Raw genomic sequence first — 14,710 nt, forward strand, 5'->3', positions numbered from 1 at the left:
CCTTTCGCGCTATCGCCCAGTTTGTTTGAATGAGGTCATGGCTAGCGAGAATGAGAACACTGGATCCACGCCGCTGGAAGACTACGCGCTGCTTTCGGACCTGCGCACCGGGCTGCTGCTCAGCCGGGACGGGAGCATTGACTGGCTGTGTTTTCCTAGATTCGATTCGCCGGCCGTGTTCTCCGCCCTGCTCGGTTCGGCCTCCGACGGGCGCTGGCGGCTCTGGGCTCCGGAGGGAAGCGTGGTCTCCCGCCGCTACCTGCCGCGCACCTTTGTCCTGGAAACCATCTGGCGCACCGCCACCGGCACGCTGGAAGTGCTGGACTTCATGCCGCCCAGCATCGAGCAGGCCGACGTCATCCGCAGGGTCACCTGCCTGGAAGGGGAGGCCGAGATCGAACATGACTTGCGCATCCGCTTCGACTACAACCGCGCCAAACCCTGGACCCGGAAGGTCACGCTGACCAAGGAGGGCGCCACCGGCCTGCTCTCTGTGGCCGGACCGGACGCGCTGCTGCTGACCGGTCCGCAGCTGGAGACCGACCATGCCTGGAACCAGCGCCATGAACGCCGTGAGCGGCAGGACAGCGCGGACCGTGGCCAGGGCCGGCCCACCGACTACCAGGGCGCGGTCCCGGACCGGCTGACTGGACGGTTCACCCTGAAGGCGGGGCAGACCCAGGACTGGGTACTGACCTGGCACAAGTCCCATCTGCAGCCGCCCAAGCCGCTGGATGCCGAACAGGCGCTGCAGGCCACCGTCAGGTACTGGCGCGACTGGTCGGCCCGGGTGCAGGTCACCGACCGCTATGACAACCAGGTGCTGCGTTCGCTGATGGTGCTGCGGGCGCTGACCGACCAGGCCACCGGCGGGATCGTGGCCGCCCCGACCACCTCGCTGCCCGAGGAGTTCGGTGGACAGCGCAACTGGGACTACCGCTACACCTGGCTGCGGGATGCCTCGCTGACCATTGACACCCTGGTGGCCCACGATTTCACCGACGGTGCGCTGCACTGGCGCAACTGGCTGCTGCGTGCGGTGGCCGGAGACCCGGACGATATCCAGATCATGTACGGGATCGCCGGGGAACGCGAACTGACCGAATCAGTGCTCGACCACCTGCAGGGCTATGAGCAGTCCCGGCCGGTGCGGGTGGGCAACGGCGCGTTCGAGCAGTACCAGGCCGACGTGGTCGGTGAGGTGATGCTGGCCCTGGCGGCCCTGCGTGATGCCGGGCACGGGGAGGATGAGTTCTCCTGGGCGCTGCAACGCAACCTGCTCAGCTTCCTGGAGCGCAACATGGAACGCAAGGGCCACGGGATCTGGGAAATGCGCGGCAACGCGGACTTCTTCACCCACGGCAGGGCCATGATGTTCGCCGCGTTCGACCAGGGGGTGCGGGCGGTGGAGGAGCACGGGCTGAGCGGGCCGGTGGAACGCTGGCGGCACCTGCGCGAGAGGCTGCGGGAAGAGATCATGGAACGCGGCTACGACGCGGAGCTGAATTCCTTTACCCAGACCTATTCGAACAAGGAAGTCGACGCCTCACTGCTGCAGCTGCCCAATACCGGGCTGCTGCACCCCGAGGACCCGAAGATGCTGGGCACCGTGGCGAAAATCGAGGCGGACCTGCTTGACGAGGCGGGCATGGTGCGCCGCTACCGCACCCAAACCGGCATGGACGGGCTGCCGGGCAACGAGTACTCGTTCTTGATGTGCAGCTTCTGGCTGGTGGAACAATACGCCCGCTCCGGACGCAGCGACGAAGCCAGGCAGCTGCTGGACCGTCTGGCCGGCTTCGCCACCGACCTGGGGCTCTTTGCGGAGGAATACGATTCGGCGGGCGGGCGGCTCGCCGGGAACTTCCCGCAGGCCTTCAGCCATTTGGGCTTCATCCGGGCGGTCGACGCGGTGGAAGGCACCCCGCGCAAGTCCGGGGTCTAGCAGCGGCTGGCGTCCCAGCGCTTCCGCCCCCGAGCGCCAGCTGCCCTTTGGCGGCGGGCACGTGATGCAATAAGGGCGTGATGTTACGGCAATTGGAATACTTCGTGGCGCTGGCCCGCGAACAGCATTTCGCCCGCGCGGCCGCCGCCTGCTACGTCTCGCAGCCCGCGTTGTCCGAGGCAATCCGAAAGCTGGAGGCCGAACTCGGCGTACCGCTGGTGCGCCGCGGCCACTCCTTCCAGGGGCTCACCGCGGAGGGGAAGAAGGTGCTGCCGTGGGCCCGGCGGATGCTGCTGGACCATGAGGCGTTGCGCCAGGAAGTGGAGGGGCTGCAAGAGGCCCTGAGCGGAAGGTTGCGCCTGGGCGTCGTGCCGGCGGTCAGCTCCACCGTCGTGGAACTGACCGTTCCCTTTGCCGCGAGCCACCGGCGGGTCTCGATTCAGGTGCAGACCAGCCTGCACTCCTCCCACATCATCGAGCAGGTGCGCGGTTTCGAACTGGACGCCGGGATCATCTACGCGGCGCCGGAGGATGCGCAGGATCTGGTGGTGCTCCCGCTGTACACGGAGGATCACGTGCTGATCACCGGCCCGGGAATGCTCACCGAAGCCGCGGTCCCCGGGTGGCGGCAGGCACTGGACCTGCCCCTGTGCCTGCTGGATTCCAGGATGCGCGGACGGCAGGTATTGGATGCCGCGCTGGAACGCCACGGGATGAGCGCTTCACCACGCATCGAAACCGATTCGGTTCTCTCGCTGCTCTCCCATGTGGCCACCGGCCAGTGGGCCAGCATCGTGCCCCGTCAATGGCTGGCCCCGCTGGGCCCGTTGCCGGGAATCCGGATGACAGCGTTGAGCGAGCCGGAGCTCTCCCCGCAGATCAGCCTCGTCCTGAACGCCAGCGAGCCGATGCCGCTGATGTCCCGCGCCCTGTTGCGCACCGCACGGGAAGTGTATTCATAGCGCCTTCCACGGGCACTGCCCGGCATGATGTCGTTTTCTGCTGTTTCCTACAGGACAATAAGAGCTGCCTATTGATTCATCGAAGATAAGTCTTGGACGTAATCAAGAGCTTGCGGAACTCTGGATAGTGGGCCCTTCCCGGCCCTTCATCCAGCCTTTTCGTGAGAGGGAATCTCGATGTCCAGCGAACCGACTTCCGCACGCTTGCCTCATGCAGACCGGTGAGAAGCGCTTTATGCCGATGACGCTGCCCGCATCATCCCGGGGGCCAGCCGGTGTCGGGCGTCTTGGGCCAAGGAACTGGCGGACGTCCCCAGATCTGCGGCCTGCGCTGCGCGTGGGGGTGGGACTGGCCATTCCAGGCACCACCCTGCTGTTGGTGGGGCGGGCCGACCTGATGATCTACGCGGTCTTTGGCTCGGTGACCGGGATGTACGGTCGCAGCCCACACCGGGGCCAGCGGCTGCGTGACCAGCTGCTGGCTGGCGGAATGCTCTTGGGCGCCGGGTTCGGCGGAATCCTTGCCGCGCCCCTGGGATTGCGGAGCTGGTCACTGGTGCTGGTCAGCGTGGGGTGCGCGGTGGCCAGCCTGGTGATTGCCGACCGGTTCGCGCTGCGCCCGCACGGGGCGTTCTTCCCGCTGTTCGCGTTCGGCGCGCTGGCTACATTGCCCGGACACGAACAACCGGACCTGGCCGGGCTGGCGGCGTACGCCCTGGCGGTATTGGTGAGTCTGCTGCTGGGTCAGCTGGGACGGTGTTCCGGGCAGCAGGCTCCGGTGCCGATTCCCACCTGGACGTACACGGCACGACACGCCTCAAGCTATGGGCTGGTGGTGTTGTTGGCTGGCGCGGCCGGGATCCTGTTCGGCTTTGAACACCTGCAGTGGGTGCTGGCCGGTGCCGTGGTGCCGCTGGCCGCCGGGAATGCGCGCGGCCGGGTGCGCCGGGCGGCACATCGCGTCGCCGGAACCGTGGCCGGGTTGGGTGTGCTGCTGGTGCTCTTTGAACTGCACCTGAACCAGACGGCGCTGGGCATTGCGGTCATCCTGCTGATGTTCCCCACCGAGGCGTACATGACCCGCAACTACGGGCTGGCGCTGAGCTTCTTCACCCCACTGATCATGCTGATGCTGGATCTGGCCGCGCCCGGGACCAGCTCCCAGCAGCTGTGGGAACGCGCCGAAGGAAACCTGCTGGGCGTCACGGCGGGGCTGGTTGGCTCGTGGATTGTCGATCCGCGGCGGCGGGTACTGGAAACAGCAAGCTGACCAAGGCGTGCCGTCCAGGAAACGGCCCACGAAAGTGGCCGAGGAGACGCTGGGATGTGAGACACAGCCGATTCGCTGCAAGGGGTCGGGCGTCGACCGGATCCGGTCGATAGGCTAGGAGCATGTCTCACACCCCGCCGTATTACCACCAGCCAGGGTTGCCGCCGGTGCGCCGGCAACGCGTCTTCGAGGCCGGGGCGGTCAAGAAGGGTGACCTGTTCACCGTCGCGGCGTACATTGTGTTCTTCATCCTCGGTGGGGCGATGCTGATCGCCCTGATCCCCGGCTACATGCACGCGTTCCCGGATGAGGACTCGGCGCTGTTCGGGGTGAACATGATCCTGTACACGGTGTTCTTCATCCTGGCCATGATCCAGTGCGGGCCCCAGTTCTTCGAATCCTTCGCCACCATGCGCTACTACCCGTGGCTCAAATGGCTGATGCTGCCCGGCGGCTGGCTGCTGACGGTGATGATCTCCGCATTCATCACCATGTTCTTCGGTGGTCCCCAGACCAGCATGAACCAGCAGGCCCTGCAGGATATGACCCAGTCGGTGCCGTTCCCGGTGATGTTCGTGACCACGGCACTGTTCGGGCCGTTTGTGGAGGAGTACATTTTCCGGCACCTGCTGATCGGCAAGCTCTCCCGCAAGGTCAACATCTGGGTATGTGCCCTGATCTCCACGGTCCTGTTCGCCTCGATCCACTTCGCCAATGGCGGGGGGATCGGCTCCGTGGTGGAAATCCTGCCGTACCTGATGCTGGGACTGATGATGTCCCTGGCCTACATCCTCACCGGCAAGTCGCTGGCCTACGCCTACATGCTGCACGTGGCCAACAACGGGATGGCCCTGCTGGTGCTCTACACGCTGGCCCCGCTGCTGCCCGCCGCGGGGGTGTAAGCCACGTTTACCGACCATGAACCACACAGCCGCGGCTACCGGGGGATGCTGTTGGCGCTGTTTGCCAGCGGCCTGGCCACCTTCTCACAGCTGTACTCGGTGCAGGGCCTGCTGCCGGAGATGTCCCGGAACCTGAACATCAGCGAGGCGCAGGCGGCGCTCAGCGTTTCGACCGCCACCCTGGGCCTGGCCCTGGCGGTGATCCCGTGGGCGATTGCCTCGGACCGGATGGGCCGTCGGCAGGTTATTGGCATCGCGCTGGTCTCCTCCGTGGTGCTGGGACTGGCCGGGGCGGTTAGCCCCAGCGTGGAGCTGTTGTTGGCGGTCCGGTTCCTGGAGGGCGTGGCGCTCGCCGGGGTTCCGGGCACCACCCTGGCCTATTTGGCCGAGGAGCTTTCCGCCCGGGCGGTGGCCATCGCCAGCGGCATCTACATTTCGGGCACCACGGTCGGCGGCTTGGTTGGTCGCCTGCTGGCCGCCTGGGTCGCACAGCCGTTGGGTTGGCGGTGGGGCGTTGCCGCGGTCAGCCTGCTGGCGGCCGCGGCGATGATCGTGTTCTTTATCAAGGCACCGCGGGCGCAGGGCTTCACCCCCGTGCCCGATGTCCACCTGCGCCCGGTGCTGCGGCGTTTTCGCGCCTGCCTGCAGGGGCGGCGCCGCATCCTCTACCTTCAGGGCTTTCTGCTGATGGGCGGGTTCGTGGCCGCCTACAATTATCTGGCGTTCCGCCTGGAGGCCCCGCCCTTCATGATTCCCCCGGCGCTGGCCGCCCTGGTGTTCCTGGCCTACCTTGCCGGGACCTGGTCCTCCATGGCCAGCGGCGGCATCGTGAATCGGGTGGGCCGGCGCACCTCACTGCTGCTGGGCATCGGGGTGATGATGGCCGGGCTGCTGCTGACCCTGTCTGCGGTTCTGTGGGTGATCATCCTTGGCATGCTGATCTTCACCGCCGGGTTCTTCGCCGCGCACGCCGTGGCCAGCGGCTGGGTGCCGGTGTTGGCCCCGGAAACCCGGGCGCAGGCTGCCAGCCTCTACAACCTGGGCTACTACATCGGCTCCTCGCTGTTCGGGTGGCTGCTGGGCATCCCCTTCATGCACTTCGGCTGGTCCGCCCTGGTGGGGTGCGTGGTGGGCCTGCAGCTGGTGGCCGCGGCGGCCGCCTGGTTCCTCAGGCCGCCGCGCCAGCCACAGCCCGTCATCGAACGTAGTACTGAATGAAGCGGTAACCGTTCGTCGGCTTGTTTGACGCCGTTCGCCGGATTCGTGGTTTGATGCGCGTCACTTGGCCGGTCCCGGCGCCGACACATCCGGCAGGATTTTCTGCGGCCCTTCAACGGAGAAGGGTGGAGATCACGCAGGAAGGCGTCGATGAGCAAGACACAGAATTCAACATCACCCCACGGGTATACGACCCTGGCCAAGACCCTGGGGAACTGGGATGCCCTGGCGCTGGGCTTTGGCGCCATGATCGGTTTTGGGTGGGTCGTCCTCACCGGCGGCTGGCTTTCCAATGCCGGAACCCTGGGTGCCATGGTCGCCATCATGGTCGGCGGCGGCATCATGGCCGTGGTGGGCCTGACCTATGCGGAACTAACCGCATCGATGCCCAAGGCCGGGGGTGAACACAACTTCATTCTCCGCGCACTTGGCCCCCGACCGTCATTCATCGGTTCATGGGCCATCACCGGTGGATACGTGACCATCGTGGCGTTCGAGGCGGTTGCCTTCCCCCGTACCGTGGAGTACATCTTCCCGGGCATGAGCCGGATTCCGCTATGGACGGTGGCCGGATTCGAAGTGAACCTGACCTGGGCGTTGGTGGGTGTGGCGGCCGGGCTTTTCATCACCTGGATCAACGTGCGCGGCGTGAAGCAGGCCAGCGTCGTTCAGACGTTCACAGTGCTCTTCCTGCTGGCGGTCGGCGCCATGATGATCTTCGGCTCGGTGACCTCCGGAGAAGCATCAAATATGGAACCCTGGTTCACTCCCGGAATGTCCGGCTTCTTCGCGGTGCTGGTGGCGGTCCCGTTCCTCTTCATCGGCTTTGACGTGATCCCGCAGTCCGCGGAGGAAGTGAAGATCCCCTCCCGGCAGATCGGCAAGCTGGTGGTGGTTTCGGTGCTCATGGCAACCGTTTGGTACATCATGGTCGTCCTGACAACGTCATCGGCAATGCCCGCCAGCGAACTGGCCAACGCGGACATCGCCACTGCCGATGCCTTCGGCGCGCTGTTTAACTCCCAAATCATGGCGAAGATCCTGATCGCCGGCGGAATCGCGGGGATCCTGACCTCCTGGAACTCACTGCTGCTGGGCGCCTCCCGGCTGGTCTTCTCACTGGCACGTTCCGGGATGCTGCCGCAATGGTTTGCCAGGGTCCACCCCAAGTATCAGACTCCGAGCAACGCGTTGATTTTCATTGGCGGCATTTCACTTCTGGCCCCGTTCTTCGGTGCGGAAATGCTTGGCTGGCTCGTGGATTCCGGGGCACCGAGCATCATCATCGCCTACTTCCTGGTCTCTGTGACATTCCTGCTGCTGCGCCGCCGGGAGCCGAACATGAGCCGGCCCTTGCGCATCGGTGGTCGGGGGCGCTTCGGCGAGGTCATCGGTTGGATCTCGGTGCTGCTCACCGCGGCGCTGTTTAGCCTATACATGCCCGGCATGCCCGCCTCACTGAGCTGGGAGCCGTGGCTGATCTTCGCGCTGTGGTGGGTCCTTGGGGCCGTGTACTTCGTCAAGGTTCCCGGCGGAATCCCGGCCGGTGAAGACGCCGAAGAAAAGGTGCTGCAGATCGTCAGGGCGCGCAGGAAATAAGCGCGCCATGCCGCTAGGTCAGCTCGTCGTAGTCTCCGCCAACCCACCTGGCGTAGCGTTCGGCGGAGAACTGCACGACCCGGTGGGCATCTGACGGGACGCAGGCGGCGAAATTATTGTAGAGGCGGTCAAAGCGCAGGCTGTCCAGTTGGGCGGCCATGCGCCGCACCACCGCCGCCGAGAGCGGGATCCGGTTGGGATAGCTACGCAGGAAGGTGACATTGCCATCGGCCACGGGAAAGACCGCGTCCCCGGCCAGCAACGCGCCACCGCCCCGGGCTCCCGCGGCCCACTCGGCCACGGTGCTTCCGGGGAAGTGGCCGCCCACTTGATGCAGCCAGATGCCCGGCAGCACCTCAAAGGACTCGCTCCAGTAGCGGATGGCATCGCTGCTGCGCTGCACCCACTGCTTGTCGGCCTCGGCCACATAAATCGGTGCATCATCAAAGGCCTGGCTGTACTGCACCTGCACGCCGTACATGTGCGGGTGGCTGGCCACAATGGCCGCAATACCACCGAGTTCCCGAATGACCTCCACCGCATGGGAACTGATCATCCCGGGGACGTCAAAGAGCAGGTTCCCGTCTTCGGAACGGATCAGCAGTGCGCTTTGCCCGATTCCCACCTCGGGTGCCCGCAGGGCGGTCAAACCCTCCTCCAGCTCCCGCACCTGGATCTGGTGGCCCTCGCGCTCAAGTGTTTCGGAACAGGTCCAGCGTTGAGTGCCACCGGGGATGTATTGGCGCTCGTCTTCGCAAATGGGGCAATGGGTGGGCAGGGTGCGCGAGGGTTCGAACTCCACTGCGCATCCTGCGCATTGCCATGGTGCATCTGCTGGGTTCATGGTTGGTCCCTGTCCTCCTGGTCGATTAGCCACCACGCTACTTTGAACACTGCCTGCGCGACAGAACCCGGTACGGTTTGTTCTGAATTCGGTGATGTGGCAAAAGACGAGAAGGCGCTTCGCTTGGTCCTAGTAGGAGGGAGCGGTGGGAAAGCCAGCACCGCTGTAGAGATTGGCGCCGTGCATCAGATCTCTAGCGACTTCAGTTGCTGGTTCGTCGGTTTGGATACCCATTACTGCAAAGCCGTTACGGGGATTGCAAAGTTTTATTTGGATGCCGTCACGTAGCTATGGAGGGTGCCGTATTCGCCGACGGCGCCGTTATGATGCGTTCGCCCTGAGTTTCTGGTCCCCAACCGCTTCGACCGTGGTACGGGAGGGGTGGCTAGACAACTTCTTCCCCGGGATCATCGAGCTGCACGGTGATCTTTTGGTCAATCCAATCAGCCTCATTTACAGGTGCATTAGCTGTGTGCAGCGGAGGGATTTGTTCATCTTCGATGTCGGGATCCACCTCTAGGCGTTGGTCGACCAAATCCACCTCGGAGACTTCGGTGTCCGGAGGCAGGGGCTCGAAAGTCATATCGCTCATCCCTCTCATCGTGTGCTGAGGCTGACTGCTGAGGTTTGGAACCTATTATTGCCGGAAGTCAGGCGACGCCTTCTGGGAACCTCGCTAGGGGTGCACCTCTCTGATCTCCCGGATTTTTTGGTCTGTGCCGACAAGATACAAATGATTCCCTGAGAAGTCCAGAGGCAGGTGTGGCACATCCGGCACGGACCGGAAAGGCAGCAGCACTAAAGGTCGGCCTGCACTCTGCTGCGATGCTTGCCGGCGAGTATTGAAGATAAGGGGAATTGGAGGTTCGTCGCCCGGTTGGGCAGCGTTCGTCGTTAGTTCATCCTCGCTCTTGGGATATGGGATGGAGGGCTGACCATAACCTATGATTCTCTTCTTCGAGGTGTAACACCATCTCGATCCCGGCCAAATTCAGTCCCGCATCGAGCAATACGACTATTCTTTCGATCCGGGCAACATCCGCCGGCGAATACTTCCGCGTTCCGCCCGCAGTTCTTCGGGGTGTCACCAGCCCCCGTGCTTCGTATAGCCGCACTGACTGAACACCGGCGCCAGCCAACTGCGCTGCCGCCGAGATCGAGTATGTCCTCTCTGGCACTACGGATGCTTGTGGTCTATGTGCCAAATTTTTTCCTCCCTTTTGGTTGCGTGAACTCGTGGTTGGTGTTATAAAAACTCTACCAGCTGATATAGATTTTAGGGCAGCTGGAAGGAGACAGCCAAAGGAGAAGGGAGAACTGTGATGCTGCTGGACAACGACGTCTTTCGTGAGTTTGATCGGATGGTGAAACAAGCGTTCAATGGTTCTCCGGGGTTCGACCGGGCACATTTGATGCCGATGGACGCCTGGAAGGATGAGCAAGGCTTCCATGCCGAGCTTGAGATTCCAGGGATTGACCCGGACGCTGTTGAACTCTCGGTGGAAAGGAATGTCCTGAAGATTCGCGCCACTCGACCAGAGCAAGCCACTGATGACCAGTTGCTGGTTCGGGAGAGGGCATGGGGTGCGTTCGGTCGAGACTTGATCCTCAGTGATCACCTCGATGTGGACAACATCCACGCGCATTACGAGGACGGGCTGCTGCGCCTGGATATTCCTATCACCGAGAAGTCGAAGCCGAAGCGAATCGCCATCACCAAGGGTAATCGCTCAAAGGAGCTGACCTCTTAGAAGGCAATACCGATACTTCGGCTTGAAGTGGGCGACAAGCCGGAATCGTATGGGCGCTCCCAGAGAGATCCCGGGTTGAAGAAACGATCCTGTTGGACTATTCCTTGCAGGAAGTAGGCCATTTCCCCGTGAACGCCGGTTAGCTCTCTGTGGTGATGACGCCTGCCCCAGCGATCTTCGGTAAAGGCGCTCTGCCGTTTGGTCCCGCTTGGGGTCAGCTCCGAGTTTCGGAGCTGACCCCAAGCCCTGAGACAAAGGAGAACCGAAATGCGTAAGTCACAGGTAGTCCTGCGTTTTGATGACGATCAAGTGGAGGAACTGCGGAACGCGTTATGCCTCTACCGGGAACACGTCCTGGAGCAGTTGCAGGACGCGTATCAGTTCGAAGGGGCAGGGAATTCCTCTTATTGGAGCTCCAAACTGTCCACGATTCAATGTCTTGTTGAGTCGGTAAACTCCTCCGGTTCCCAGCTCGCAACGTCGCTGGTCGAGGGTGGAAAAATTCCCAGTTTCACTGACTTCTACGAAGCATGTAGCTAACTGCCCCATGGCATGGCGAGCCGCGGAACCTGCAGTAAGCGCAGGACCATTCCCAATGGGGGCGTTCATCTATGATTAGGGCTCGATTCCGTGCCCCCGATTCATTTCAACCCTTGGTAGTCGGCGCACAGGGTTGCGGTTACTGAGGCAGATTTATGGGCAGGTGCTCTAGAAGCCCCTGCCCATTGTTTTCTGTACTGCATCCAGGTGGATTTCTGCCAGGGGTGGTGCGCGCGCTCTGAAGCGCAATATGTCGCGAGTGTACGAGTCTCCTAAAGTACCAGATACCCGCAAAGCCCTCGGCAGCAAAACTTGATCCGGTAGGTCTGCATTCGTGGTGCTCGTTCTTCCTCTAGTGCCCGGGGGGTCCGAGCGCTTGGCAAAGTACTCGAGTTTAAGGCTCAGTTGGTGAAGAAAGACAAGGTCAGCTGGGGTGAGGGCCAGTTCGAGTGAGTCTGCTACGCGATGTTCGTCGAGCGTGGACGCAGTCAGAACCGCGAAGGGGACTACTTCAGGCACTGTCCACCATGACTCGACACGCTCCTGGGTGTTCGCCATTCTTCTCACCTCCCTGCCTCCGGTAGCGAAACTTCTGTATCACAACGTTAACAAGGACCTGTGCCGTTTGATATAGATTAATAGCTCGCTCTGGCTCATCTGTCAAGATTGGTTCACAGTACTAAAGCCCAAGGGCGGAGGGTGCTTTCTGCCCACTGGCCACGGGGTGTATCGGCGCCTGTGAACCAGGCAGGCGCCGACATGTACTGGTTTCACACCCAAGCACAGTGCCAGGCGGCGCTGAACAAAGCACAACCCGGCATTGGATCCTTTGTTCGGCTCGATCGCTGCTGCTTCAAGAACGGCAATGGATACTCCTACACCGTGTTGTACCGCAAGCGCTGACGGAGCGCGCTCCGGCGGTGACTACAACAGGAAGCCGCCAAGGACCGCCGCACCCAGTGCCACCGCCCAGGCCGGGGCCTTCCATCCGGACAAGGCAACGAAGGCTAGCGCCGCGACCACGAACGTGGCGGTATTGGGCACACCGTGAGTGAACACCGGCGAATACAGTGCGGCGGCGAGCAGACCTACCACGGCGGCATTCACCCCGCCTAGGGCGCGGCGCACGATCGCATTGTGCCGCAGCCCTTCCCAGAATGGCAGCACGCCGATCACCAGCAGTGCAGAAGGCAGGAAGATCGCCACCAGGGCAATCAACGCCCCGGCCCAGGACGCCAAAGGCAGCTGCGCACTGGCCCCAAGGAATGACGAGAAGGTGAACAAAGGGCCGGGAACCGCCTGCGCCGCTCCATATCCGGCCAGGAATACTTCCTGGTCAACCAGGCCGTTGCCCACCATTTCAGATTCCAGGAGAGGCAGTACAACATGCCCGCCGCCAAACACCAGCGCACCGGTACGGTAGAAGACGTCCGTCAGCGCCACCACGGCAGTGGGGCTTAGGGTGCGCAGTACCGGGAGCAAAGCCAGCAACAGGACAAACAGGACTAGACAGGTGACCGAGATCGCCCGGGCCACCTTCGGCTTCAGCTGCGCCTCCTGCTGGCCAGCCGCTTCCGGCACCGGAAGCCATAGCAGCCCGATCAGGGCAGCGCCGAGCATGGCCAACACCTGGGTGAGCGGGCCGGGCAGCAACAGGACCACGGCCATGGTGGCAACGGCAAGAGTCGCGCGGCGGGCATCGGGGGTCAGCATCCTGGCCATCGAAATCACCGCGTGCGCCACCACGGCAACGGCCGCCGCCTTCAGGCCGCTGATCCAGCCGGTGCCCAGGGTGGCCGACAGCCAGGGAGCTCCCAGGGCGAACCCAAAGAGCAGCAGTGCCGAGGGCAGGGTGAAGCCAACCCAGGCCAGCAGCATCCCGAGCAGCCCGGCGCGCTGCAACCCCACGGCCATGCCCACCTGGCTGGAGGCCGGCCCGGGCAGGAACTGGCACAGGGCCACCATGTCGGCGTAGGTGTTTTCCTTCAGCCAGCGGCGGCGCACAACAAACTCGTTGTGGAAGTAGCCCAGGTGGGCGACCGGGCCGCCGAAGGAGGTCAGGCCCAGGCGCAGGAACACGGCAAACACTTCCCAGAGGCCCCGGGCAGGGGCAGCTGGTTTCGGGGAAGAGGCAGCGGTGTTCATCCTGCCCATGGTAGGGGCGCCAGTTGACGGGAAGCTGGATATCTTGTGAAGACACGGTGACGTATTCGGGGCGAGCATGACGCGGCCCGCGGCGCCGAAATGGAGATGCCCGGACCGGCTTCGTAGAGTAGTTCCGTGAAGCCTCGCACCGCACCCACCGAATCCAACCGCTCCATGGCCCGCCAGATCCTGGCGCTGGCGATTCCCGCGCTCGGCGCGCTGATCGCCGAGCCGCTATTCCTGCTGGCCGACACCGCGATCATCGGGCACCTGGGTGTCTCCGAGCTGGCCGGTGCGGGTCTGGGGACCACGGTCATCCAGACCGCGGTGGGGTTGATGATCTTCTTGGCCTACGCCACCACTCCCGCCGTGGCCCGGGCCATCGGGGCCGGCCAGTTTGGTCGGGCCATGGCTGCCGGGCGCGACGGCATGTGGTTTGCCCTGGCCCTGGGCCTGGTGCTGACAGTCATTGGGTATTTTGGCGCCGAACCATTGGTGCGGTTGATGGGGGCTGAGGGCGCCGTGCAGCAGTTCGCGGTGGATTACATCATGTACTCCCTGCCCGGGGTGACGGCCATGCTGCTGGTCTTTGCCGCCACCGGCGTGCTGCGCGGCATGCAGGACACCAAGACCCCGCTGATCGTGGCCTCCGCCGGGTTCGGGTTGAACATTGTCCTGAACTTCACGCTGGTCTACGGGTTCAACATGTCCGTCAGCGGGGCGGCGCTGGGCACCTCGATCGCCCAGTGGGTCATGGCTCTGGTCTACTTCCGGCTGATCATTCCGCAGATCCGCCAGGCCGGGCTGCCGCTGGCTCCCACCTGGGCGGGCTTCAAGGCCACCGGACACGTGGGGTCATGGCTGATGCTGCGCAACGCCACCATGCGCATTGCCTTGCTGGCCACGGTGGTGGTGGCAACGAACGCCGGCGAGGTGACCTTGGCTGCCCACCAGCTGGTGTTCACCCTCTTCTCCTTCCTGGCCTTCGCCCTGGACGCCCTGGCGATTGCCGCGCAGGCGCTGATCGGCAAGGAGCTGGGGTCCGGGGACAAGGAGCAGGCCACCAAGCTGACCGGGGTGATGACCCGTTGGGGCGTCTACTTCGGGATCTTCACCGGCCTGTTCATCTTCGCCCTGTCCTGGGTGCTGCCGGTGCTGCTCAGCTCCGATTCCTCGGTACATGAACTGGCCACCCCGGGGCTGTGGCTGCTGGCCATCTCGCAGCCGATCTGCGGCGTGGTGTTCGTGCTGGACGGGGTGCTGATGGGAGCGGGGGACGCCCGTTACCTGGGACTGGTGGGCGTGGTGAACCTGGCCGCCTACCTGCCGATGCTCTGGGCAGTGGATGTCCTTGCCCAGGACCAGCTCAGCTCCATGATCTGGATCTGGGTGTCCTTCGCCGGGGGATACATGCTGGCCCGGATGATAACCCTGGGGGTGCGGGCCCGCACCGACAAGTGGATGCGCCTGGGTCTCTGATCCGGCTGGCGCCGGGCGCAGCGATGGCTTAACGGCGTTGGAGGTTCTTCAAGTG

13 protein-coding genes are annotated in these 14,710 nt (G+C 63.6%); 9 read left to right on the top strand and 4 right to left on the bottom strand.

The features are described from left to right. Positions 1-37: 37 nt before the first annotated feature. The 6 genes from FDN03_RS07130 to FDN03_RS07155 all read left to right on the top strand — a co-directional run bounded on the left by FDN03_RS07130 (position 38) and on the right by FDN03_RS07155 (position 7,896). A complete protein-coding gene (locus FDN03_RS07130; protein WP_138175470.1) occupies positions 38-1,945 on the top strand; it encodes a glycoside hydrolase family 15 protein in 1,908 nt (635 codons plus the stop codon). A gap of 80 nt (positions 1,946-2,025) precedes the next feature. After that, complete coding sequence (locus FDN03_RS07135) at positions 2,026-2,907, top strand: LysR family transcriptional regulator (RefSeq protein ID WP_249354407.1); 882 nt, start codon at positions 2,026-2,028, stop codon at positions 2,905-2,907. Between the two features lie 343 nt (positions 2,908-3,250). Next, positions 3,251-4,177: an FUSC family protein gene (locus tag FDN03_RS07140; RefSeq protein WP_171021164.1), complete on the top strand. Its 927-nt coding sequence runs from the start codon at positions 3,251-3,253 to the stop codon at positions 4,175-4,177. A gap of 122 nt (positions 4,178-4,299) precedes the next feature. Next, entirely contained in the window at positions 4,300-5,079 is a 780-nt protein-coding gene (locus FDN03_RS07145; RefSeq protein WP_138175478.1) for a type II CAAX endopeptidase family protein, read from the top strand. Positions 5,080-5,124: 45 nt separating this feature from the next. After that, entirely contained in the window at positions 5,125-6,297 is a 1,173-nt protein-coding gene (locus FDN03_RS07150) for an MFS transporter (protein ID WP_138175481.1), read from the top strand. A gap of 150 nt (positions 6,298-6,447) precedes the next feature. Beyond that, a complete protein-coding gene (locus FDN03_RS07155; protein ID WP_138175483.1) occupies positions 6,448-7,896 on the top strand; it encodes an APC family permease in 1,449 nt (482 codons plus the stop codon). 13 nt (positions 7,897-7,909) lie between these two features. On the opposite strand, the gene FDN03_RS07160 is transcribed toward FDN03_RS07155, so the two are convergent. The 3 genes from FDN03_RS07160 to FDN03_RS07170 all read right to left on the bottom strand — a co-directional run bounded on the left by FDN03_RS07160 (position 7,910) and on the right by FDN03_RS07170 (position 10,149). Next, entirely contained in the window at positions 7,910-8,698 is a 789-nt protein-coding gene (locus tag FDN03_RS07160) for a hydrolase (protein ID WP_171021165.1), read from the bottom strand. A gap of 427 nt (positions 8,699-9,125) precedes the next feature. Further along, positions 9,126-9,332, bottom strand: coding sequence for a hypothetical protein (locus FDN03_RS07165; RefSeq protein WP_138175488.1), 207 nt, complete (start codon positions 9,330-9,332; stop codon positions 9,126-9,128). 307 nt (positions 9,333-9,639) lie between these two features. Then, positions 9,640-10,149, bottom strand: a complete 510-nt coding sequence (locus FDN03_RS07170) for a MerR family transcriptional regulator (protein ID WP_138175490.1) — start codon at positions 10,147-10,149, stop codon at positions 9,640-9,642. Between FDN03_RS07170 and FDN03_RS07175 the strand changes: the two genes are divergently transcribed. Together FDN03_RS07175 and FDN03_RS07180 are read left to right on the top strand one after the other, a co-directional pair. Further along, the gene (locus FDN03_RS07175) at positions 10,063-10,491 is read left to right on the top strand and encodes an Hsp20/alpha crystallin family protein (protein WP_246049611.1); all 429 of its coding nucleotides are present in this window, start codon (positions 10,063-10,065) and stop codon (positions 10,489-10,491) included. The two genes, FDN03_RS07170 and FDN03_RS07175, sit on opposite strands and share 87 nt — an antisense overlap. A gap of 267 nt (positions 10,492-10,758) precedes the next feature. Beyond that, positions 10,759-11,031, top strand: a complete 273-nt coding sequence (locus FDN03_RS07180; protein ID WP_138175495.1) for a hypothetical protein — start codon at positions 10,759-10,761, stop codon at positions 11,029-11,031. 924 nt (positions 11,032-11,955) lie between these two features. Here the strand turns inward: FDN03_RS07180 and chrA are convergent. Then, positions 11,956-13,176, bottom strand: a complete 1,221-nt coding sequence (gene chrA / locus FDN03_RS07185; protein WP_212743875.1) for a chromate efflux transporter — start codon at positions 13,174-13,176, stop codon at positions 11,956-11,958. Between the two features lie 174 nt (positions 13,177-13,350). Between chrA and FDN03_RS07190 the strand changes: the two genes are divergently transcribed. Beyond that, positions 13,351-14,655 carry an MATE family efflux transporter gene (locus FDN03_RS07190; RefSeq protein WP_138175542.1) on the top strand — a complete coding sequence of 435 codons (1,305 nt, stop codon included), beginning with the start codon at positions 13,351-13,353 and terminating at the stop codon, positions 14,653-14,655. Positions 14,656-14,710 lie beyond the last annotated feature (55 nt).

It is taken from the genome of Glutamicibacter sp. V16R2B1 (genome assembly GCF_005774635.1).
In the GTDB taxonomy this organism is placed as follows: Bacteria; Actinomycetota; Actinomycetes; order Actinomycetales; family Micrococcaceae; genus Glutamicibacter; species Glutamicibacter creatinolyticus.

Excerpts from the sequence above, each read along its gene's own strand:
- FDN03_RS07130 (WP_138175470.1), top strand. The coding sequence starts at position 38 with ATGGCTAGCGAGAATGAGAACACTGGATCCACGCCGCTGGAAGACTAC.
- FDN03_RS07135 (WP_249354407.1), top strand. The coding sequence starts at position 2,026 with ATGTTACGGCAATTGGAATACTTCGTGGCGCTGGCCCGCGAACAGCAT.
- FDN03_RS07145 (WP_138175478.1), top strand. The coding sequence starts at position 4,300 with ATGTCTCACACCCCGCCGTATTACCACCAGCCAGGGTTGCCGCCGGTG.
- FDN03_RS07150 (WP_138175481.1), top strand. The coding sequence starts at position 5,125 with ATGCTGTTGGCGCTGTTTGCCAGCGGCCTGGCCACCTTCTCACAGCTG.
- FDN03_RS07155 (WP_138175483.1), top strand. The coding sequence starts at position 6,448 with ATGAGCAAGACACAGAATTCAACATCACCCCACGGGTATACGACCCTG.
- FDN03_RS07165 (WP_138175488.1), bottom strand. The coding sequence starts at position 9,332 with ATGAGCGATATGACTTTCGAGCCCCTGCCTCCGGACACCGAAGTCTCC.
- FDN03_RS07175 (WP_246049611.1), top strand. The coding sequence starts at position 10,063 with ATGCTGCTGGACAACGACGTCTTTCGTGAGTTTGATCGGATGGTGAAA.
- FDN03_RS07170 (WP_138175490.1), bottom strand. The coding sequence starts at position 10,149 with ATGTGCCCGGTCGAACCCCGGAGAACCATTGAACGCTTGTTTCACCAT.
- FDN03_RS07180 (WP_138175495.1), top strand. The coding sequence starts at position 10,759 with ATGCGTAAGTCACAGGTAGTCCTGCGTTTTGATGACGATCAAGTGGAG.
- chrA (WP_212743875.1), bottom strand. The coding sequence starts at position 13,176 with ATGAACACCGCTGCCTCTTCCCCGAAACCAGCTGCCCCTGCCCGGGGC.
- FDN03_RS07190 (WP_138175542.1), top strand. The coding sequence starts at position 13,351 with ATGGCCCGCCAGATCCTGGCGCTGGCGATTCCCGCGCTCGGCGCGCTG.